Genomic DNA, 23,336 nt, shown 5'->3' on the forward strand with positions numbered 1-23,336 from the left:
TATTACAACCATCACAGGTATCAATGGGGATTAAAAAAGATGACCCCTGTTCAGTACAGGAATCATCTATTGTCTGTTGCCTAAGCCTTCTCTTTTTTAAGTGTCCTTGACAAGGGTACCAGTTTATAACGCTATCAGGAAGGCTGTTCATTTCTTTTTCGCATATCCCATTCTACCACCCGTAGGCATACACCCGGGTTCCGATTCTTGCAATAACGGTCTTCAGTCTTTGAGTGTAGGCAAAATCCAGCGTTTCTATATCGTCCGTTTTATATGCGGATGTCGTGCTCCCCGGTTTTCGTCTAGTGTTGAGCAGCGCAATGATCTCCGCCCCAGTACGAATCCCCATACCGTGAGCAAAGTAGGTTCCGTCCGGAAGTAAGATCGCATTCTCTCCTCGCCATTCCGGCGCCATGGGATTGAAATCGGGGTTTATAAAATAAAGCACATCCCCCGGATAGGCTTCAACCGCCGGGATAATCCGAAGATCGCTGTCATATTTCCAATCATAAAGAAGTAAATCGGCAAAATAAGTATTGAACGCAGGCTCACCAATCGAATCCAGCACGCCTTTATACAGCACGATTACCATGGCCGTAGCGCATTCAAAAGCATAAGCCCATCCGTTCCGAAAAATATCGCGAATGCCCTCGGCCGGCGTTACTCCGCTCCGCAACCTAAAGCCACCGTTTGGTTCCCGGTTCCAAAGCGCCTCATTACACCGCGAATTTTTAAACGTAGCAAATTTAGCGCCGCTGGCATGGAGTGCCCTGGCCGCTTCTACAATCGCGCTTCTCGTCTTTAATTCGAACTCCAGTTCACCAATGGAACCGTAGCGGTAAGTCACCTGGCTTTGCTGTTTGCCCTGCAGAATCTCCTGTTCTACTCCGGTCAATTGAAGCTGCCCGATCCGTTCAGCCTCGCCCGGCGGAAGAATAATCATGTGGTCCACCTCGCAGATCGCCGGAAGTACTTGATTCCGGGCTATATCCTAGTTGGGTTATTGTACGCGGGTAAGGACCGGTGCGTGCCTAAAATGTTCCTACAATCGTTACTCCAGGTTACAAATACTCCACCGGATGGTCTTTCAATCTCCAGCCTTTATTCTCCTCGTAAAAAAATCGCAGGGTAATCGACTCCATGACCTCGTCCACATCGGGTACCCTAAACACAAATTCTTTCCTGTCCGCTTCATCCACGGAAACCTCGGCTAGTTCAGCCTCATCCCAGTTCAATAAGGAGCCCACTTCATAAATCGTATAGACTAGACGGCCGTCCTGCGCTTCAACCACACTGGACTCTATCATTTCTTGTACCAAGGATTCGGTGAAAATCCGTTCCAAATATTCGCTGATCTTCTCCCTCGAATTCAAGTCCTTACAGAAATAATATTGAAAAAACTCCTCATCGGCGAGCCTTTCGTCAAAGGATGCACATTCATTTCCGCCGGCACTAAAGACGGTGAAATAGACATTGATCGCTTCGTCCCTTAGCTGAAGTGCTATTTCATCAGTTAAGGGTGGTACTTCTGCCTGCGGGTCCATATCTCGGTCCATACCTTGCCCTGACAAGGGCTTAAAACTATCGAAAATTTTACCGAGATCTTTCATCATTTCATCGTATTTCCGAGCATCTACGGCCGCTTCTTCCCTGCCCTGATATATAGCCTCAGTCGGACCGCTCGCCACAATGACCATTCCATTGCAAATTCCTACTTTCGAAAACGGCAGGCCCTCTTCCTCTCCTCCGTTATCCCACCATACATCCCATTCTTCCACGGTTCCGTAAATATATAATTCAAACAGCGTAGCCTTCTCAATGTCCCTGTTCTGCGGAAGATAGTAAACTTTAATTACGTCAAAGTCTTCTACTACCTCGTATTTGGAATCGTCCCAGGACTCGGGAAACTCAATTTCAAAGCCTATCTGGTCGTTTAAATATCTTTTGTTCTTTTTCATGGTTTCCGACAGCTTATATTTGGTGATCCCCCAGCTGTCAATCTTGTGATTGGTGGCGGAAGCTTGGAAATAGTAATCATCGATTGAAAATTCATAAACCTCGGTGTTTACATCTTCGCTATCAATGTACCCCAAACGAACCAATTCTTCAGGATCATATAACTTATAATTTTGTCCATATGCCTTTTCCAACCGCTCCGTGCCATCACCAACCTTAATTCCTTTTGGAGCCGGCTCATCATTATCAAAAGAAATTGAATATAAAAGTAAGTCCTTATCAAAAGTAAGGCTTACCTCTTCTGTCCAAATGTATTTATTTCCCCAATCCCATGCATTAAAGTCCCTAGTATTTTCAATTTCATTAATAATTTCGATATCGTTTTCTTCCAGGTGCGTCATTACTTCTTCCAGAGTCATGTCTAAATGAAATAATGCTAGATACTTAGATTCCGTTACATCGTTAGTTTGTTCTGGAGTTTCAGTAGATATTACGGTTTTAGTATTGGCGGATTCATCTTGAGTATCGTGATCAGAGCGGGCTTTACACCCACCAATGGAAATTAGAATACAGCTTAGCAGTAGCAATATTATTAACCTATTCAAAACATCCGCCCCTGTTCCTCACTTTTCCATTCGAATCATGCATCACATTCAATCTGTAATATATATGCTCTTCGCCATCTCTAACAGCAGTTCACGATTTTTGCTGTAGAACGTTGAAGTGACAGCAGCGTAGAGTTGCACTCTAATTTCACTTCCATATAAATGATAATACCCACCATAAGTATGAATATCGTTGCATCTTTTCCTCATATAGGTAAACGCCATCTCAAGCAGGAGACTCTTCTAAAATTTCCAACTTGATGGATAGTCTACTTCAAATCCATATTTATCATTCGAATAATCAGACATTGTAGTACCCGCTGGATCTCCTTCATTTTCTGTAACCTCCGAATCAATATCTTTATTAATCAAGATAACTAAATATAAATATAACAAGAAAAAATGCTCCAATGCGTCTTTTCATGAGAGGGTCACCTACTTGTACCAAACTGCAACAAGAATGTCGTCCCAATATTTAGATCCGACTTCAATTCTAAATGTATCGTCCTGAAACTCTTTATCTTCTAACGTTTCATCTCGTTTATCCTTATGTTTTACATATTTCATTATAGAGTCTACAACGTCACTATCAATTCTTTGGCGCAATACTTCCTCCAAGTCCTTGACTTGCTGATTGTAATCTACGCCTTCGCGTCCAAAATCGATATTTAGTTGAATAATAATTGCTTTTTTCTTTACCTCACCTTCATAATCATCATAAAATGCATTTGCTGTTAATCCTGATTTATAAGCACCATAATAGCTAAAACCCTGTGTCTTTAGTTTTTCACTCTTACCTTCCACGTTTCTAGATGCTTCCCAAGCGTCCCAATCAAACGTCCCATCTGATTTCGTAAAATCAGCAGACTGATTTGTCTCCTCCGCCGCAAGACTTGTCGTTATTTTTACGGTGTAAAGCTCTGGATCCCACTTCACCTTAGTCCCGAGTGCTTCACTAACAAAACGCAAAGGTACGAACGTTCTGCTTTCTTTCCGTTGCGCTACGGTATCCATTTGCTTTGTCTGGCCGTTTACGGTAAAGGCCTTCTTCCCTAATGTAAGAACGATGATATCTTCTCCCAACTCTAAGGTTACTTTCTGAGTTTGACCGTTCCATCCAACTTCTGCTCCTAAAGCCTCACTAACAAATCTTACGGGAACCAGGACTCGATTGCTTTTATCCACAAAAGGCTGCGCGTCTGGGAACGGAATCCTGTTTCCATTTACTTCAACACTTAGAGAAAGCTTAGCAGCCGAAGATAAAGCGGGTATCATAGTAAGCACTAGTATAAGATATATAAAAATAAATCCTGTTTTTTTGAGTTTCATGGTAATAATAATCTCCTTTATTTTTTGAATACAGGTCATCCTCTTCAAAACTATTGCTATTCCAAATTAATCTCTTCATCGTCCAAAATGAACTGTGATAACCGGGTCGAATATAAACGTATATAATACCTCTCAAAATCACTTTTTAAAACTATACCGGGTTAGAAATTCCAACAGCTCAACCGAAGCCTCACTCTTAGGCATCATCTCAAGTGAAACTAATAAGTCATCATAGGATTTGACTAATTTTTCTGAAGCCATAGATAACTTTTCTTCGTCTTCTGTGTATAACACTTCTAAAGAATTATTTTTGTAAGCGTCACGAAAATCCGATAACTTCGTAATTAATTCATTAACCCGATCCTCGCTTAATATCTGACCATTCTCCATCTCCAGCCTTCTAAGGTACATTAAAATAGGGGCATCGATCACACTCCCCTGTCTGCTAGAAAAGTGAGACCACATGGTTCCTCCGCCTTCTGATATATAGCGTAATTCATACCATGCATCGTGTAGCTTCGATATATTTAACCTCAGACTAGTTACAAGTTCTTTGAGCGACGAATTGTTTACTAAGGATTTATCCACTTCTCTTGAAAAGCAATTCCCCACTTTTGCGTAATATTCATCTAATGCTGCCTCAGAGAAATCAGAGGAACTTTCTAGGAATGATTCTTCGATTGCGTTCACAATTTGGTCCATATCTGTTAGTTCTATAATTGAATCACTACAAACAATCGTGGTTGACTCTACATTCTCATTGTTTTCCCTAAAATCTTCACTTACTTCAAATGTCCTCAAGATGGCTTCCACCTCTTTTTCCATGGCTTCATACTCCGCTTTCTCTCTATCGTCACTTGGGTAGTCTTGAATTTCTTGAGTGACAATGACCCAATCCTCATTTTGTACAACCATTTCATACTTCTTTTGCTCCAGGTTACTCATGTCGATCCATTCCACCATATTAAAAGAAGCCAGCTTGATTAGAGGATACTCCTTTTCTTTCCCAAGATATAAAACAGTTTGGCTATCACCTATCTCTTCTAAAGCGATTCTGCCTTTCCAGCTATCTGGAAGAGTGAAAGCTCCATAGTAGTTTTGTATGACATTCGGACTTAGTAGCGTAGGCTCATTATCATAATATCCCCATGAACTGACTTTCATTTTAGCGGAGTCTTCAAATATGTTTTCTGTGGTGAAAATAACACTAACTCCCTCCAATGGATAGGTGATACTATAAAATCTTCTTCCCGATTCCGAATCTGATTGTGCTGTTATCATAGTTTCACCGGCTTGCTTCATGATATCTGAAAACTGCATTTTTCCTCTCAAACCTTTAAAGTTAATAGGACTCGAGTCTTCAATCTCAATATCGCTTACGGGGATTCCCTCTTCTTCGGTTAAATGGAATACTAGCCCTGCTTCATTTAACTTAAGCCATATTGAACCGGTAGATTGATCCTTTCCTGAATCCGGGGTTTCATTAAAATCTTTTTGCAGTGTTTGAATAAGTGTGTCTTCATCCATATCAAAATACTTTATAAACTGAGTAAAAAAATTCGGGGTGTTGAGATCCACTGAGGAATCATACTTTTTACTATCAACATGAACCGCAAGAGATTTATTCGAATCAACCTCTTTAGGTTCAAGTATCTTTTCTTTAGAGTCACATGCAACTGTCATAGTTAAGACTATAAATATTAAAGTTAAAAAATATGCTGTATATTTCATTTTATATTCCCTACCTTTTTTTCCTTTTGGCCATAAATAGTTCCGTCATCTCCAATTATTCGGCGCACTGCTATTGGTTTTTGCTTTGTCAGCCAATAACCTTCTAGTTTTGAAATTTTCACATTGCTACCTTTCTTATTATTTTGACCACTTTCATGTATAATCTTACCGTCTCCTAAATAGAGAGCCACATGACCTACTTGAGATGAGTTGGCACCAGTAAATAAAATAAGATCTCCCTTCTTTAATTGTGAAACGTTGAATTTCTCTCCCATATCCTCTCCCCATATTTTCATTCCTGATTTTATTTGGGTAGCTGTATTAATTCCAATATCAATATCGTCTCCAACCCCTAAGTCTCGTAGAACAGTCCTATAGACAGCTGAAGTAAAATCTGAACAATCCATTCCCTTTGGAGGGGATTTCGGATCTAAATAAGTTGGTCTCTTTTCATCCAAATAATAAGGAACTTTTCCTACAAACTCTTTTGCCAAATTCAAAATTTCGTCCCTTGCATTATCGGCTTTTATGTTGGGCAAGTGGGGCTGGTTTGAGATAACAGGAGGCGCTGTTGATTCAGTTTTACCTTGACCCTCAACATTCATAATAGACAGCAACATGATCGCCACTCCTGGATTGCTATCCTTAACTGGACCATATGTGAATTTTCCGTCAGAATAGTACTTGCCCTCTAGCGGAATATTGGTACCACTGAACACGTATACGCTGTTTACAGAATGATTTAAATAACCAATACCATTGTAAAACTCAGCAAAAGCCATCATTTTAGGAATATCTTTTGAAGAACTGGTTAAACCAACATTATCCCTAACCTTTTTTTTCATATTTATAGCATCTATTGCGGCATCTTCCCAATTTGAAAATAAAATTCCTTTTGGCACATGCGTTGTTTTCTTTCCGAGCGGGTCGCCATTATGCAGATATGTACTAAAATCACCTGAACCTTCCCTCCAATGTATGGCAGCAATTAGCTCAGGAGGTACTCCAGTTTTTACTGATACTTTCTCGTATCTTTCTTTAAATTTCGAATAATGGGATTTAAACTTTTCTAATGAGTTTATCACTTCTTTATTAGTTAAATCCTTCGTAATATAAGGAAGTATTTGTAGATTTCGTTCATACAAAGCTATAATTTTCTGTTTGGATCCTTCAATCTCTTTTATAGCTTTATTCATTTCTTTCAAAGCATTTGCGTCAATTAATTTATTTTCTGATGTAATTGTAATCTTTTCTTCCAAGTTCAAAGCCTTCCCTGCAGCTCCCACACCAGTCCACAAATACTTAAAATCAACCCCGTCAACCATTTCAGGGGAAAGTGAATACTTTTCTTTTAAAATTCTCCGAAGCTTCTCCGCATACTCATGGGCTCCGTTCATCTCATTCTTCATGTTCTTGGCCTTATATTCCCACCAGGCGACTTGAGCACGGCCGATTTCCTTCAATTGCTCGTGAATTTCATCGAGTTGTTTTTGCGCCCAGGCACCCTTAGATCCACCTTCCATAATCAAGCCTAACAAATAATGGTACTGGTTATCTTGCGGCAAAAGTACCGGGATAAATTTATCGTCTTTCATAATCTGAAAGGAAGGATCGTATGAGCATGCCTCTAGCTTGCTTCCTTTATAAAGAGCCGTCAAATCAACTCCCTCCTTATAAAGGTCTTCACTAATTCCGTACCTCTTCAAGATTTCACGCTGATTGAAGGCTTCTTTATGAGCATTATTCATAAGCGGAATATTTCCAAACGTTTTATATACAGCATGTGCTACCTGGGCACGAGCAATCGTATTTCTGGCTTTAAAAATCTCGTCGAGTTTCTTTTTCGCTTCGGTTTGTTCCTCTTCCGTACCTTTAAGAGCTAGTTCATGTAGCCTTTGAACCACTGGATCCTGAAATAACGGATCATCCAAGTAAGCCTTCAATCCTTCTCCAGATAGTCCTCCTCCCTTGATGTAGTAAGAAGACGGAACAGGCGGTATGTATTTTTGTTTCATCGTTTTCTTTGCTTTTTCCTCATCACGCCGATAAATTGTTGCTGCTTGTATTAAAACATCCGACTTTTTAGTGAGTCTGGAAGTGACTGAAGATGCCAGTTTTCGAATCTCTTGAAGGTCTGCATCTACCTTATCTAGAGCCCTTTGTACTTCACGTTCCGGATAATCGCCTCGTATCTCGCGGGTCAGTTGGGTTATATCCTTAAAAAGATATTGCTCCCGATCCCCTATCGTTCCACTCAATTTCTTAAGCATGGCAGATAATTCTTCAAGCTTCGCGGGATCTATCTTAATACTGCTCATTCAATCGATCCTTTCCATCAACCTACATCATTCATAGAAAATAAGACGCGTCATCTGTAAATATTTAAAGTCCAATGCCTGTTCTTCTTATGTCTTAGTTTTTACATATTTCATAAAAATGCTAGGTTTAGTGTAAATGTACCTGCTGAAAGCTCAATCACTCACCTATTCTTATTGAAAACAGTAACTACGATACTTGAGTTAATACTCGAATCTACATATATTTCATAATTATCGTCCTTAAATATTTTTAATGGCAGTTCCGGTTCTTTCTTTTTCTTTGTTTTCACATAATTCATGACTGATTGAACGGTTTTGGCTTCTACCTTTTGGGACAAGATGTCCTCCACTTCCTGAATTTGCATCCCATAGTCGGCACCTCTAGTTGAAAAGGTGATACTTAAGATGAATAGGGCAGTGTGCCCTGTTCCTGAACCTTCCCATATATCTAATTCAGACCCCGTATTTTGTTTCACCTTGAACCCATGAATGGTTTCCTCATAAACTTCATCCTTCGTCTCATCCGTCTCCGGATTCTTAACCTCCTCAACAAACCCCGATGTACTGATATACACCGTGCTTGATGCTGAGTCCCATTTCACGGATGCGCCCAATCCCTCACTCACAAAACGAAGCGGTACGAAGGTTCTTCCGCCCACACGATTCGCTGCAGTATCCATTTGCTGTTTTTCCCCGTTGATGTCATACTCCTCTTTGCCCAGCAACAAGGTCAACGTGTCTGAACCCAGCACAACGGTTACCGCTTTGGTAGCGGCCGTCCAGTTTACCTTCGCATTCAGTGCTTCACTCACAAAGCGCACTGGCACTTGTACCCGTTGGGCTTTATCGACATAAGGCTGTTCATCCGGAAAATAGATGAGTTCCCCGTTGACTTCTACACGCAATTGCAGAGGTGCGGCAGAAGCCATAACTGGGATTACGCTCACCAAGAATAAAATCAAAGCCACTACTGTACCGATTTTTCGTATCATTTTCTCTCCCCCTGAATATTCACTCCTGGAATAAAAAAAGACGCGGCAACAAGCTTATCCTGTCGCCACGCCTAGAGGTTAGTTATTCAAATCATCAAACATCGAGCCGATTACGGTTACTTCAATATTGTCCAGCAAGTCCACCCCTTGAAGGGTACCTAACTTTTTATAGGTATGATCTCCTCTGGAAAGAGTCGTATCTGCTACCCATGCTTTTACATAATACTTGCCGTTCTGCATATTGGCATGAGTATAGATCGCAGTATTCTTTGGATTGATTTGAATCGTAACTTTCGTCGTTTCTGTAATCTTGTACATTTTTTTCTGGCCGTCTTTTACAAATTCACGATAGTTATAATAAGTATTGCTGCCTAAGGTGGAAGAATCGGTGTAGCCCTCCATTACCATTTTCCAAAACTTATGGGTGGTTCCGGCTTTTTGCATGGAGGATTCAATCTCCTCAACTTCCTTCTTAAACCTCTGTTCATTCTTGTCGCTTCGATCCAACACCTCTAACAGGACCTCGCCGTTTACGCCTTTTGGATTCTTGGCCGACAAAATCCCGGGAACCGTTTTAAAGCCGCCGCCTTTAGGATCCAGTGGGTCATTTGCGATATTCACCGCAGTTTTCTTGTTGTTGATATAGATCAGATTGGTTTCATAGCGGAAGGAGTCGATTAGCGTGTTTACCAAATCCTCATGATCCTTGGTATCCGCGTCAGACTGCTTATAAGTAACGGTCTTTACGTTAAAGGTGTAGCTTCCGGCCGGATTGAAATAATAACCGGATTTGATCGGATAAGCATATTTTTGCAGATCACGGTCCGTTGGAAATACTGCTTTATCATAAAGCTTCTTGTTGTTTTTCTTGTCTTTTGCCGCTTTTCTGGCTGTCGCATATTCCTGCGCCATCGTCTTCTCCGATTTCCAAGCGATATTAGCGCTCGCCTGCTGGGTGAATACACGCTGATATTGACCTGGAACGGCAATTCCGTTGTCATTGGCATCAGGCTTTATTCCGTTTGGTGCATAGGGCTTCCCGTTCTCGTCCAAATGGTACATCCATCGGATTACATCGTAATTATAGGGTTCATTTTCCCAGTACATGTCCTTTTTGAATGTTTTGTCCGCGGTGGAGTAATTAATTTTATTTTGAAAGGTCTGCTCCGGGATTTCCTTCAGGCCGTTGTAAACATAAACATCGTATATTTTTTTGTCAGTCCCTGGAACTTGAAACGGAGCTGTATCAGTTCCTTCTACCGTGCGATCAGTACAATGTGGATTCCCCTCTTCATCTTTAATGCAATCCTCTACTGTATATTCATAGTCTCTACTGACAGAGCCTGAATAGGATACTGTCCCATCTCGGCGGATAGGATCTTTTGGATCGGGAGCAGGCTTCTTCCACTTTTTGTTCTCTGGATCATCCCCAAAGTCCTTGCGATGAATCGTAGCTTCGAAGACAGGGCTCCTAGAAATAGTTTCGCTCCACTCATTAACTTCCGGATTGTTCGTTACTTTATGCTCCCTGAACAAATCCGGAGTATCATTCGATACATTAAGCATTCCTGTAGCAGGTCCTGTCCAGGATGCATCAGGAAATGGAAGCTTTAAAGTCGCAGTCAAAGGGTTATTAATCAAACTGAATCTATCTTTTTGCGAAAGGACGTCATAACCGAGCCCAATAGGTTTAATTACTTTGACCGCTATTGGATTAGAATCCAACTTGTTATTTCCTAATAAGGCTTCCTCCGGACTTTTCCCATCAGAATTAACTTTAAATTGGATTCTGACCTCATTATTTGGCATAACGAATTCAGCGAATAACACTCTACTTTGGTTCTTTACTAATTTAATTGTCCCCGAGGAACTTGATGAATGCCCCGAAAACTGTAGACCATCATCTTGTGAGGTTAAAGCTGTGCCTCCACTGGTAATGGACCATTCATATTCAGGAGTCACCGGGTCAGGAAAGGAGGATTGTACGCTTACGGCAACCTTTACTCGATCTCCGGCAACCGCTTCTTTGGGCAGTGAGTCAAACTTGGCGGATATATCTTTATCCTGCAAAATAAACGGTGCTAAAGGGATGTCTAAATAAGTTATTCCTATAGAGCTATCGATATAAATAGTTCCAAAACCCCAAGAATACTCCGTTGGCGGCTGAAGTACGTGAACATAGTGCGTCCAGTTTCCACCTTGGGAAGGTTTAGCACCGTCATCATATACTCTTCTGCCTAAATACTTTTCATTTTTATCGTTATAGATAAAATCGTCATAAGTATGCTTTCCACCATAGTTTATCGTTAAACCTGTAAGAATAGATTGTTCAAAAGTACCATCTTGTAAGTATTTATTACCAGTGTCAGAGTACTGGTCAAAGTCAGTTTGAGTTATCCCATAACCTCTAACTTTCGGATTGATCCATGGTTGCGGAATTAATTTAAAGTCCTGAATTTTTTTACCACTCCAACCAGCGAACCATCTTACACCCTCTGTAGGAACGGAATGTCCGTCTATTGAATAACCGCTATATTCTCGCATTTTTTGACCTTTATGATTCAAATATGCCCCATGGTCACTACCATAAACGATTTCAAACGTATTGGCTTTGGGTTCTAGTTTATCTCCTTCGTTAGTAGCCATATTAAGTCTCTTTTGAATTAGATCGGTACGCAGGTTTAACCTATTGCCATTTAGAGTAATATAATCTTTATAATAGTCTTTCCCTAAATCATAGAGAACGTCCATATCTTCATTAATCTTCTTCAAGACGTCTTTAGGAGAAGAAATTACATTAGCAGAGGTTATAGGTGCATGTAAAGTAGAAAAAGAACTAATTACAATTAATAGCATCAATGTCCATATCAGACTTTTTCTCATAATGAAAGCCACCTACCTATAATGTACAGTAATTCCAATATTGGAGTTTATACTGGAGCCTACCATAATCATATATTTGTTGTCTTCAAAGGTCTTCATTTTTAATTCTTGTTCCACTTTATTTTTAGTTTTCACATAATTCATGATAGCCTTAACCGTGTTTTCATCGATTTTCTGTGATAGAATTTCTTCTACTTCCTGAACTTGCATTTCATAATTTGCCCCATTCTTTGCAAATCGAATATTTAGTGACAAGAAGGCATATCCTTCATCCAGGTATTCCGAATTTTTCGTAATTCTTAATTGAGACCCCGTATTATGCTTTACTTTAAATCCTTGAATTGTTTCCTCTACGATTTCATTTTCCGTCTCCGGCTTCTTAACATCATCAACAAATCCCGATGTGCTGATATACACCGTGCTTACCTTAGAATCCCATTTGACGGATGCGCCCAATCCCTCGCTCACGAAACGAAGCGGTACGAAGGTTCTACCGCCCACACGGTTTGCGGCCGTATCCATTTGCAGTTTCTTTCCGTTGACGTCATATTCCTTTTTGCCCAGTACCAGGGTCAGCAAATTGGAATCCAATTTAACGGTTACCGTTTTTGTAGCGGCCGTCCAGTCTACCTTTGCATTCAGTGCTTCACTTACAAAGCGCACCGGCACTTGTACCCGTTGGGCTTTATCGACATAAGGCTGTTCATCCGGAAAATAGATGCGTTCCCCGTTGACTTCTACCCGCAGTGCCAAAGGAGCCGCCGAAGTCATCATGGGAACTGCACTCACCAAGAATAAGATCATAGCCATTACTGTACCGATTTTCCGTTTCATCATTTACCTCCTATTAGTTTGGAATAGATGCTATTTTTATTTCTATTTTTCAATATCCATCAACTGCAAAGGGCTCATCAAATATATAAAGCCGCGTTTGCCATTTATTTTCCGAATTCATGTTCTTTGCTATAAAGTAGCGTGATAAGAGATGTTCATTGCTTCATCGCATCTCTTATCACGCTATAGGAATTACTTGCCGCGAAGCTGATTTGCGAGATCTTGCTCGCTTTGTTCCTTGATGGTAGCGATTTGATTCACTTGGTCGCTAATTTTGCCTACACATTCAACCAGCTTCATCAGGCTGTTTTTCTTCAAAGTTTTGAATTCATCGATAAAAGTGCTGGATGATTCACCTTTCCACCAAGAAGATACGCCGTCGATTTCCTTTTCAAGCTGATTCAAAAGGGACTCCAGATTCGAACCTTTGTTCTTGATCGAACTGGCTACGCTTCTGGCTTGCTCAGGACTAAACTGTTGGATTCCACCTGCCATTATTTTCACCTCCTTTCAAGCAAAATTGTCTTACCTAACAAAACTATATAAGTTGAATAAAAGAATGCGATGCAGGCAAGGGAGTAAAATGATTCCGAAGAAGCGGAGCGGTCGCCTTTGGTTCCGGATTTCTGCCGACTCAGATTCTATAAGATCAAGAGAAATCTGGAACCAACAGCGATCATAGGAACATTTTACGTACTGGCCCCACATTCATTTCAGTAATTCAACTTATATATCAATACCTCATTGAAATCGAGCGTTTCGGCGAACTGAGCTCGGCTGCCTTTTGTTGGCGGGCCAGATCCGCCTCCGAGACCTTGGAAGCCAGCGTGTAAAGATTGGTTTTCAAGCTTCCCAGCTTTCCAGTCATGGATGTAATTTCTTGGTTGATCATCTTGTACTCGTCCCGAAGCGTATTCCCCGCCTCCCCCTGCCACCAAGACTTGGAGTCGGCGACTGAACTTGCGCAGGTCCCGGACTCACGCCGGATATCGTACGAAACCGAATCCGCATTGATTGCTTTCTTTTGAATATCGCTCGATGATGGCATGACGCCATCCCTCCTTCATGGTTCACTGGCCGAGGCGGGGCATTTCGTTTATGCCAGTACCTTCTTTTTGGATAATGTCGCCGTCCGGATACCCGTGTATTTATTTTTCACGATAAAATAACCGTCTCCAAGTTCCAGTTCTTTCTCCTGGGTTCCGTAAGGGATTCTCGTATTGTACAGATTCTGATCCTTTAAGCTCCCAAGCAGCAAACCGGTTTGTTCCTCCCGCAGCGCCTTACCGAAGCTGTCCCAATTGCTGGCCAAATCGGAGGTTAAGTCGGCTGCAAGCACAGCTATTTTCAAGCCGCGTTCTTGCTTGACGATTCGCTCCAGCAGCTCCTTAAGCGCATACTGGTCTCCGTCGGTAAATTCGCTTACTTTATCGATAACAAATACGATCTGTTTCCACTTTGCATAAAGTGTAGTCAGGCTGCCTCCCGTCTGTCTTGTCGCGACGAGCTCCGAACGGCGTTCGTCGATCTCCCGTTTCAAGTCTTCAACCAGACTGTACATGTCTTCCACTTGGGACAAATCCCGGACATTCGGGTATTCCATCATTTCGAAGAGCCCCATCGAATTGGAATCCAGTGCATACACATCCAACTGATCCGCGCCCAGCTTCTCATTCAACATACTGATCCAGGCAACCAGTTGAGTGCTCTTGCCTGCCATCGAATCTCCGGCGATCATCAGGAACGGCGTAGCCATCAAATCCACGCAGACCGGCTGCAGGTCATGATCAGCCAGACCAATGGCAAGCTGTGGAACCCCTTCATTGATTTCGGCAATATCGATTTTGGACGGCATTACCGGAACTGGCGCCGCAATCGGGATAAGTCCCTTGGCAGCCAATCCTTCAAAGGTAGAGATGACCTGTTCCATCTCCCGCTCCCGGAATTCCGGAACCGCGGTTTGGAATTCCAGCGGCGGTTTACCGCGGACAAGAGCCCGGCCTGCAATCTTCGCCGGTTCCAATCCTTCCGTCCGCCCGACAATCCCGTCATATTCACTCTTATCCGTAAGCTGCAGCGAAACGGCCATTTTGAAATTGACGGACAGCTTGTATCTGACCAGCGCGGCATTCGTAGCCGAAGCTACAAGGAATATGCCGTATTTCAGACCTTCCCGGGACAACATGATCATTTTTTCGTCGATCGTCTCGTACGTTTCTGACAATGCAAAGTAGTTATCAATAATGACTACGATGGCCGGTAATTGTCCGCCCTGGTTCCGGTAATCGATAAATCCGTCGCTTCGGGCGTCCTCGTACAGCTTTTTCCGTTCATCGATGAGGCGGAACAGATAGAGCATAAACTGATTGATTTTTGATTCCTGTTCCAGCGTCATCACGCCGCCGCAGTGGGGCAGGCGCTCAATTTGCTTAAAGGAGCTGCCTCCGAAATCCATAATGTACAGATGGACTTCGGACGGCGAATATTTATGAGCCAGCGACATGCATAAGGTTCTAAGCAGGTAGGTTTTTCCGGTTCCGGGAGCACCGTACACAAACAGATTACCTTCATGGGCAAAATCGATGGAAAGTTCAGCTTGGAGCTGACTTCGCGGATCGTCCAGCAAACCGATGGGTGCGCTCAGCAGTTCATCTACCGGTGCCCAGCGCACGGACGAAGCTTGGAATCCGGCCTCCGACGCGTACAAATCGTCCATGTACACACTTTCCGGAAGCGGTGGCAGCCATGGACCTTTGAGCGGATGAATTCCGCTGCGCTCCGAGAACGAAATAATATGTTCGACCATCGTCTTAAGCTGGCTCGGCATTTCTTTCTTGGCGATTTTCTCTTCTTCCAGCGGATAGATCTGCTCGGCACGACCGTGAAGTGAAATTTCGTAAATTCGCTTCGTGCGATTTTCGCTCTTTTGCATTTCCCCTTCGGGATCGTAATCCGCTCCGGAATAAGCCGACTGGAACAACTCGAATATCTCATCGTTGCCCACTTGGATAAAGGCACGTCCAGGCTCTTTGATCATGGCCGCATCCGGCCGTTTAATCACGTCTTTGCTGTCCGCTTCATCCTGTACTTTCAGACATATTTTGAACTTGGAGTTACTCCAGATTTGATCGTCAACGACACCCGCCGGCTTCTGAGTCGCCAAAATCAGGTGAACGCCAAGGCTTCGGCCAACCCGTGCCGTACTGACCAACTCTTTCATAAAATCAGGCTGATCCTGCTTCAGTTCGGCAAATTCGTCCGCAATCATAATCAAGTGCGGAATCGCCGGCATTCGGCCATTTTCATTACCGCTATAGTACAACTTCTGGTATCTGTCGATGTTGTTTACGCCGTACTCGGAGAACAGCCGTTGCCTTCTCATTAATTCGCTCTTAATGGATAAAAGAGCCCGGGTAGTCTGGTTCCCGCCCAGATTCGTAATCGTCCCGACAAGGTGAGGCATGCCTTGGAACACATCCGCCATCCCGCCGCCCTTATAGTCGATCAGAACGAAAACGACATCATGCGGATGATAATTCATCGCCAATGAAATGATGATGCTTTGCAGCAGCTCACTTTTTCCGGAGCCCGTCGTACCTGCGACCAGACCATGCGGACCGTGACCGGTCTCATGCATGTCCAGGTGAAACAGCGTTCCTCCGGCTTTTGCCCCAATTGGAACACTCATGCCCTTAAACGGTTTGTTCCGCTCCCAACGGGAATACAAATCGACTTCCCCCGTTGTTTTCGCCTTCACCATCTCGAGCAGCGTCAGCGAAGTCGGCAGCGAAAAATTCCCGGAAGAATTTTTGATCCGCAGCGGCGCCAGCTTGCGTACCGCCTCGGTAAGCTGCTGTACATTGACGATATCCGGATTGAACGTCGATTTCTCCCCGGATTCGCGGTCCGCCAGTTCGCCGGTTTTCCCTTGCACCAGGATGACCTGTTTGCAGTTCATCGGCAGATAGGCCTGATTCTTCGCGATATAAACCGACGATAAGCCGAGTGAAGCACACTTGTTGTACAGATATTTGTTGATCGGTTCTTCTTCAAGTAAGGTTGGATCTTCAATAATAAAAATAAAGTGCGGCAGCGGAACCCCGCCGATGTTTCTCTTCTCCCGTTCCTTGAACAGCCCGTTCAATTCACCCAATACCGCATGTGCGATCGCCTTGCCGCAGAGCAGAAATCTGAAGTCCAGACTGTCATTCCACAGATGCGGCAGCTGCCTCAGCCAATTCCATTTCTCGAGGCCCTCTTCGGAAGCCAGAACGACGATACGGACATCATCGTAACCATGATGCGTGATCAGCTGCAGCAGCATTTGCGTAACCACAGCGAACGTCTTCTCGTCCTCCCCGGCAACGCCGCAAATTTCGGAAGCGATTAAATTAATGGACACCGGCACGCCTTGCACCCGATCGAACTCCAGAGCCAATCTCTGAGGTTCCATAAGCAGCGGATCGCTTTCCATAATGATCGCTTGTTTGGTGTAATTGATGCGAAGCGCGGATGGAACACTCCCAACACCCAAGCGGAGAGAAAGGAAATCCGGAGAAGACGGCGTTCTTTCCCAAAGCCGGTTGTCGATCTCCTGGATTCTTTGCAAACAGGCGGCAGGGTCAGGACTCATCTCGTTCATCGCCTTAATCTGCTGCTCTCTCGCCAGTTGAAGCTCGCTTCTGGTGTCGGCGATGAATTGCAGATACTTTTTCTCGCGTTCCTTTTTCTTCTTCTTGTACTTCTTGATTTGTGAAGCAGCCGTAGTCAAAGACACGATTAAAGTCATGACCGTCATGGCGATCGACAGCATCATAAACATCGACTGGGAAGTCAATGCCAGCAGCATCGTAATGACGAGCATAACCGCCGGAGGAGCCAGCAAGGCAAACCAGGCAATTTCCGGCTTCTCATACGCATGAGGCGGATTGGGAATTTCGATTTCCCCGCCCGGCATTTCCGGTAAAAATCGGGGTTGACGGCTGAATTCATATTTTTCGTTGATCATAAATACCTCACGATATCGTTATGACTTTGGCAGCCTGCCCGCCTGACAGGGACATTCGGTACCACTCTTGCCGGCTGCAAAAATAAAGACGATCCTCCAGAATGTGCAGATAATCGGCGGCTTCTCCGCAAATACGGATCTTGCTGCCCGATTCGGGATCGATCCGGTAGATGGAATTCTCATTGCTTCGATTCGCGCAGTAGATATAGCGCCCGTCCGTATTCAGACTGCTAGGGGATATATCCTCGTACACTTGCGTCTCCCCGGAATGCAGATCAAGCAGGGTCAGCAGGTAACGGTTTTTTTTATCCGCAAAGATCAATTTGTTTCCCGTCTTGATCATATGGACTGCTACCAAATCCGATATCAGCTCTCTACCGCTCCCGGTCACGCTGCAGGCCCTGATTCCTTGCTGGGTAACATAGAAGATCCGCTCCCCTTCAACCAAAAAGGATTCAACCGGCTCATCCGTAATCCGAGTTTCGTTCTTCCCGTTTAGGAGACAACGATAGAGCTTCTGGTCTGTCTCGCTAATGTAATAAAGCCAATCCTCGGATCGGGTCAGCCCATACACCGGACGATCCGTAAGCTGCGAGGAAACCTGTGTGGCGATATCCATTCTAAAGAGCCGGTTACCTTGGGCCTGATTGCTGTAGTAGATCGAATCGTAGGAGGAATTCATAAACCAGAACACGCCTTCGGCCAACACCGTCTCCCCCGTCTCCTCATTAAGGACATAGGTTCCGGAATAATTGCGAAGATCGGTTAGGAACAGGCTCCCTTCCTTTTTCAAGGCCAGTCCGCCATTATGCAGATTGCAGTTCATGGTATTCATCCCTTCTACACAAGTGTAAGCAGTGCCCCATCCACAACGCCCTCTTCCTCCAGCGTTCGGGCGGGGTCCAGAATTCGGCCCAAAGGCTCCGCCTGCAGCCGGCTCTCCGGCCCGGTCCACAACCCGAGCGCTTCGGACAGCATGGACAACAGCTCTTCCGGGGTAACGAATACCGGAATCTTAAGCTCTTTCGTCATTTGCGGCCCGGCCTGGAAAGTAATCATGATATAGTCCACGCCGTCACATCCTTTGGGTTAGTTTTTGATGGAGAGGATGAGGGTGCGCTCGGAAGTGAGCTTCGTGGCTACATCCTCTCCTGCCTTCTCGGCCAGTTGAAGATACTTGGATTTGAACTTGTATTCGGTTTCCGCTTTCATTTTGACCGTCGTTACTTTTTGTTCCGTCTCCCAGTCCTCTTCCTCTTCAAATTCGAGAGAAATGGAAAAATCGTTGTACTTGTCGTCATTGGACTTGAATTCTAGGAAGTATGAATTTTCATCTTTGTTGGTCCAAGTAAGATTTAGCGCGTCTTCAAAAGCGCCGGCAAAGTACTTGGCGAAGCTTTCCTCATTGACCGTAGCGTCCAAATCCCTCTGGAATTGATATTCCAGGCTGCGATCCTTCGCAGCGCGTGCCGCGTTCGTCAATGCCGTCCCAATAGAAATTTTCTCTTTGGTAATACTCATGAACTCACTCAGGGGCTGCAGAAGCACGGACACTAGAATGACTGCCAAAATTCCTATCGCAATATTCCTCATGGCTCCTCGTAACCGTCCAGATATTCATAGTAAGGCAAGTCTTTGTAGTGTTTCAGTCCGGTCGTCTTCAAAGTAAATGAAACTGGAATTTCCCGCTCAAGTTCCTTTCCCCACAGCTTGATGCTTAAAGGGTAAACCGCACTGATTTTGACGGTCACCGATTCTCCGCGTTGTCGGTACGGCTTTTCCTCTTCCGACAGTTCTTCGTAAAACGAAGCGTCTCTGCCTTCTGCGGAATGATCGTCCGTATCGCTATCCCGCTTTTTCACGGAGATCTCGATCTGATCCGCCTTCTTGCGATAGATCGGACGATCTTTTAACTTTTCGAGAACATCGTCCTTATACTCTTCTTTTAGATAATTGTCGCTGGCAACCACTTGCGTAACATTGAAGGTTTCAACGATCAATGTCGTGTACCATGGAAAGAAGTAAATAAAGTTCGTAAATAGCATGATCGCGACGGTCACCAACATGGAGATCAGGATTGCCTTGGCAAAGGCTCGCATTTAGTTCACCTGCATCAAGAGTTTTTATTTGATCTGCTCATCGATCAATCCCATAAATTTATCCCAGATTTCCGTAATCCAGGTGTTCAGGAAGCTGTCCTTAATTAACCCGACAACAGCCGCAATAACGACGATAACCGCAACCGTAATTGCAATCTGCTTAACTCCGATATCTCCAGTTTCGTCCTTCCATAACGATTGCTTTTTTGTTTTTACAAGCTCAGGGTTCTTTTTCATTTAAAATCCTCCTCATTCACAATTCTTCTATTGAAACATTTTGATTGAATCCAATACCGTAAATAAATAATAGATAGCAATATAGATAACCAACACCCCGATCAGCACCAATTGGATCCGCGAATTCGTCCGCTGCCTCCGCTCCAGATCCTCCTCCAGTGCTAGAATCCGGTAGCTGTCCACCTCGTTCTTCAGATAAACCATCTGCGAGATGTTATCGTAGCCTTTCAACCGGGTCTCCATCAGATCGCAAAATTTAATGATGTAATGGATCGGTACCCGCTTCTTAAGCTGCTTCAACGCGTACTCTTCGCCGTACTCGATATTGTCGAGCATGACGCCGAGTTCCTCCTGCATATCCCTGTTCGCGTTGGGCAGATAATCCCGGATGACATCGGCCAAATAAATATTGACCGACTTCGAATACTGGTAGTAAACCATGCTGTAGAAGGCGGGGAAGTCGAACGCAATGTTCTTGTTCTTCTTCTCGATCTTCTTCTCCATTTCCGAGACCGGATACATCCAGCCGAGGACGATAAAGATGGCGGTAACAAACCCTAACAATTGGTTCGCGGTCATGAGTACCATAGTGGCAATCACCCCGGCCAAAGCGTAGAATAGCTGCTCCGCCCGAAGCTCCTCCGGCTTCATTGTTAAATCGAGCCGATCGATCATCTTCTGGAATCGGAGTTTCTCCGCATTCCCCAGAAGCTTGCCGACATACTTGGTAGAGAAGTTCCGCTTGAAATTCTGGAACTTCTGGTCGAGCTGCGCATTCTTCCGTTCCTTTATGAACTTGCGATTCCGCTTCTTCTGTTTGCCGTGAACGGGCCGGAAGAAGGGGTAAATAAATACCTTCACCAGATAAATTACAGCTATGAACGCAGCGAGCTTCGCCAGAAAACTCATTTGGCATCACTCCCCGGTCCGAGGTTGCCCTGCAGGGCCTGGGTGCGGGCGAAGCTAATGCAGATAATACTGATCATGAACGTGTTAATGACTTTGCCGAAGGTTCCATACAGCATGAACTCCCGAAAATCCTCGACCGATAAAGCATATAGGAAGAACAGCACGATAATGACCGTTTTGAGCAGAAAATCCCGGTTCATCTTCCGGAAAATCCGGTCTTTCCGCGCATTAATCTCCCGGAGCACCGCATTCTCGTCTACAATGTCCAGGAAAATGTCCGCCATCCCTTTCCGCTCGTTGTATTCGAACACGATCGCCTTCTTCGTGAAGTTGTCGAACTTCGGACCGAGCTGGCGGTTAAGCAGCGTAATCGCCTGCTTGAAGGAGTATCCGTTATTCTCGCAGTTATCGATGAACTGTTGAAAATAAGGCCGGATGCCGGGCTTTATGTATTCGTCGCTCTCCATTACCTTTTTGATCGCGACCAGCACCCCTTCTCTCGCCAAAGGGCAAATGATGTCTTCGGCATCCATGATGCTCTCCATCTTCTCCGCCTTGATCGCCTTGGACTGCATTACGAAATATGTAAGCAGGCCGATAAAGATCGCCACCGTCACAACTACGGCCAAGGTCACATTCTGCATAAAGATGACGACGACGAGCACCACGATCGCAAAGCAGATACATAGCAAGGAGGTGAAGCTCTCCAGCGTAAGCGGCAGGTTAAAATCCAAGATCAAGCCTTCGACCAGCCGGTTGTACTTGGCGTACACATTTTCCTTCCGCTTGACGATCCGCTCTTTTTTGATCCGCTCCAGATAACGCTTCGTGTTGTACCTGCCCAGGTGCTCGGCGAGCGTATCCAGCAGGCCCAGGAAAAACCGTCCCGTTCCTTCAAAGAAACGGACTTCGAACACGGCATTGAAGACGATGAATGCGGTTATACCGAAGAATAAACTAATGATTGAAGTTGTATCCATGGAATCCGTACTCCTCTATGTCATCTTCCCCTGGCGGCGTGGTCAGGAATTCAAACCGGCTGCGCTTGATACCTGCCTTGATCATGGTCTGCTGGACCTTCTCGGAAAGCATGCCGACACGCTTGTGCTTCCCGACGATTTTCAATACCCGATGGGTTCCTTCTTCCTCCAAAACGTCCTCCGAGATGAATTTATAAATCGGGTTGACGATCGGCTCCAACCCCTCGGAACCAAGCACTTCCGAGATAGACGTAACCTTCCGCGTGCCGTCGGCCAGCTTCTCCTGGAAAACGATGAACTTGACGGCGCTGCAAATGTTTCGTAAAGCAAGTTCCGCCGGCTCATTCGAAGCCATCAGATAGGCGGTCAGGAACCGGTAGATCGCTTCCCGGTCTCCCTCGGCGTGCAGCGTAGTGAAGAAGAAGTGACCGGTCTGCGCCGCCCGGAGCGCGGTAGCGAATTCCCCCGGCGTTCGAAGCTCCCCCGGTCCGATCCAATGTGGCGACTGCCGCATCGCGTTGATCAGCAGGTTTTCCATCGTGGCCGGACTGGCATCGTCGTCGTCCGGAACCGATTCGTACTGGAGCACGTCGTTGATGATCCGTCCGTGCTCGTGGTTCCCTTCCCGTCTCAGCAACCGCATTTCCGACGGGTTCTCGATCGTGATAATCCGGGATAACGGGTTGATCTCCTTAACCATCATTTCGTTTAGCGTCGTCTTCCCGCTCCCGGTCGGACCGACCGTAATCCAGGACAGATCCGCCTTCGGCAGAAGAGACAGCAGCTTGAACATGTTTACGGAAAACGACTCGTTTTTGATCATCATTTCCGGGGTAATACTTTTCTTGCTGAATTTCCGGATAACCACCGCAGGCATATCGTAAGGCGAAATATCCGCATGCGTGGCGTTGACGCGATAACCTTCGATCGTTCTGGCATTGACCATCGGAATTTTCGGCGTGAGCCGGACCTTCGAAACCCCGAGCAGCTTGGAAATAATCCGTTCCAGATGCTCCCTGTCGATGAAATGCTGATCCCACGGCAGCGTCTTTCCGCCGGACTCGACAAAAATCTGCTCCGTGCCGTTGATTCGGATCTCATCGATCGCCGGATCTTCCATCGCTTTCGTAATCGGCCCGTAATGGGTGATTTCGTCGATCAACGCCCGCTTCAGATCCACAAGCTCGTAATAACCTTCGACGACCGGACGCTGCGAATCGACGAATTCGTTAATATACGACTTGGTCATTTCCCTTTTTCGCGCGGGATCGTGTTCCCGTCTGAAAGCGTGAGTCGCTACTTTCGTGATATATTTCTGACACAGCTCGAGTGCTTCTTCGAACAGAATCGTGGTGTACTTGTTCTTCAGATCCTCCATGTCTTCTTTTTTGGAAATCTGATGACTTACTTTCTGCTGCATATCGCTGATTTTCGCGCGAGTGAGCATATCTGTTT

At 44.8% G+C, this 23,336-nt stretch carries 20 protein-coding genes; 1 reads left to right on the forward strand and 19 read right to left on the reverse strand.

Annotated features, from left to right (window positions below; all coding sequences use genetic code 11):
• On the forward strand, positions 1-84 hold an 84-nt coding region (locus tag KB559_RS15135), incomplete at its 5' end, for an IS3 family transposase (protein WP_211020181.1).
• A gap of 88 nt (positions 85-172) precedes the next feature.
• On the opposite strand, the gene KB559_RS15140 is transcribed toward KB559_RS15135, so the two are convergent.
• The 19 genes from KB559_RS15140 to KB559_RS15230 all read right to left on the reverse strand — a co-directional run bounded on the left by KB559_RS15140 (position 173) and on the right by KB559_RS15230 (position 23,328).
• Positions 173-943: a protein-glutamine gamma-glutamyltransferase gene (locus KB559_RS15140; RefSeq protein ID WP_211022778.1), complete on the reverse strand. Its 771-nt coding sequence runs from the start codon at positions 941-943 to the stop codon at positions 173-175.
• Between the two features lie 118 nt (positions 944-1,061).
• A complete protein-coding gene (locus KB559_RS15145) occupies positions 1,062-2,561 on the reverse strand; it encodes a DL-endopeptidase inhibitor IseA family protein (protein ID WP_211022779.1) in 1,500 nt (499 codons plus the stop codon).
• A 435-nt stretch (positions 2,562-2,996) separates the two neighbouring features.
• Positions 2,997-3,890, reverse strand: coding sequence for a copper amine oxidase N-terminal domain-containing protein (locus KB559_RS15150; protein WP_211022780.1), 894 nt, complete (start codon positions 3,888-3,890; stop codon positions 2,997-2,999).
• Positions 3,891-4,028: 138 nt separating this feature from the next.
• Entirely contained in the window at positions 4,029-5,621 is a 1,593-nt protein-coding gene (locus KB559_RS15155; RefSeq protein ID WP_211022781.1) for a hypothetical protein, read from the reverse strand.
• Positions 5,618-7,939: an NlpC/P60 family protein gene (locus tag KB559_RS15160; RefSeq protein ID WP_211022782.1), complete on the reverse strand. Its 2,322-nt coding sequence runs from the start codon at positions 7,937-7,939 to the stop codon at positions 5,618-5,620. The genes KB559_RS15155 and KB559_RS15160 overlap by 4 nt, the downstream gene beginning before the upstream one ends.
• 161 nt (positions 7,940-8,100) lie before the next feature.
• Positions 8,101-8,931, reverse strand: a complete 831-nt coding sequence (locus tag KB559_RS15165) for a copper amine oxidase N-terminal domain-containing protein (RefSeq protein ID WP_211022783.1) — start codon at positions 8,929-8,931, stop codon at positions 8,101-8,103.
• 78 nt (positions 8,932-9,009) lie between these two features.
• Positions 9,010-11,814 (reverse strand): hypothetical protein, encoded by a 2,805-nt coding sequence (locus KB559_RS15170; protein ID WP_211022784.1) that lies wholly within the window; start codon positions 11,812-11,814, stop codon positions 9,010-9,012.
• Between the two features lie 12 nt (positions 11,815-11,826).
• The gene (locus KB559_RS15175) at positions 11,827-12,648 is read right to left on the reverse strand and encodes a copper amine oxidase N-terminal domain-containing protein (protein WP_211022785.1); all 822 of its coding nucleotides are present in this window, start codon (positions 12,646-12,648) and stop codon (positions 11,827-11,829) included.
• A gap of 192 nt (positions 12,649-12,840) precedes the next feature.
• Entirely contained in the window at positions 12,841-13,143 is a 303-nt protein-coding gene (locus KB559_RS15180; protein WP_211022786.1) for a WXG100 family type VII secretion target, read from the reverse strand.
• Between the two features lie 238 nt (positions 13,144-13,381).
• Positions 13,382-13,696: a WXG100 family type VII secretion target gene (locus KB559_RS15185; RefSeq protein ID WP_211022787.1), complete on the reverse strand. Its 315-nt coding sequence runs from the start codon at positions 13,694-13,696 to the stop codon at positions 13,382-13,384.
• A gap of 48 nt (positions 13,697-13,744) precedes the next feature.
• Positions 13,745-17,656, reverse strand: a complete 3,912-nt coding sequence (gene essC, locus KB559_RS15190) for a type VII secretion protein EssC (RefSeq protein ID WP_211022788.1) — start codon at positions 17,654-17,656, stop codon at positions 13,745-13,747.
• 7 nt (positions 17,657-17,663) lie between these two features.
• Entirely contained in the window at positions 17,664-18,482 is an 819-nt protein-coding gene (locus KB559_RS15195; RefSeq protein WP_211022789.1) for a DUF5050 domain-containing protein, read from the reverse strand.
• A gap of 14 nt (positions 18,483-18,496) precedes the next feature.
• Positions 18,497-18,727 (reverse strand): EsaB/YukD family protein, encoded by a 231-nt coding sequence (locus tag KB559_RS15200; protein WP_211022790.1) that lies wholly within the window; start codon positions 18,725-18,727, stop codon positions 18,497-18,499.
• An 18-nt stretch (positions 18,728-18,745) separates the two neighbouring features.
• Positions 18,746-19,177: a hypothetical protein gene (locus KB559_RS15205; RefSeq protein WP_211022791.1), complete on the reverse strand. Its 432-nt coding sequence runs from the start codon at positions 19,175-19,177 to the stop codon at positions 18,746-18,748.
• A gap of 68 nt (positions 19,178-19,245) precedes the next feature.
• On the reverse strand, positions 19,246-19,755 hold the full coding sequence (locus tag KB559_RS15210; RefSeq protein WP_211022792.1) for a hypothetical protein: 510 nt from the start codon (positions 19,753-19,755) through the stop codon (positions 19,246-19,248).
• 24 nt (positions 19,756-19,779) lie between these two features.
• Entirely contained in the window at positions 19,780-19,992 is a 213-nt protein-coding gene (locus KB559_RS15215; RefSeq protein ID WP_211022793.1) for a hypothetical protein, read from the reverse strand.
• Between the two features lie 27 nt (positions 19,993-20,019).
• Positions 20,020-20,901: a hypothetical protein gene (locus KB559_RS15220; protein ID WP_211022794.1), complete on the reverse strand. Its 882-nt coding sequence runs from the start codon at positions 20,899-20,901 to the stop codon at positions 20,020-20,022.
• Complete coding sequence (locus tag KB559_RS15225) at positions 20,898-21,881, reverse strand: hypothetical protein (RefSeq protein WP_211022795.1); 984 nt, start codon at positions 21,879-21,881, stop codon at positions 20,898-20,900. The genes KB559_RS15220 and KB559_RS15225 overlap by 4 nt, the downstream gene beginning before the upstream one ends.
• The gene (locus KB559_RS15230; protein ID WP_211022796.1) at positions 21,859-23,328 is read right to left on the reverse strand and encodes a TadA family conjugal transfer-associated ATPase; all 1,470 of its coding nucleotides are present in this window, start codon (positions 23,326-23,328) and stop codon (positions 21,859-21,861) included. Before KB559_RS15230 ends, KB559_RS15225 begins: the two co-directional genes overlap by 23 nt.
• Positions 23,329-23,336 lie beyond the last annotated feature (8 nt).

Source organism: Paenibacillus sp. Marseille-P2973, assembly GCF_018101095.1.
GTDB lineage: Bacteria > Bacillota > Bacilli > Paenibacillales > Paenibacillaceae > Fontibacillus > Fontibacillus vini.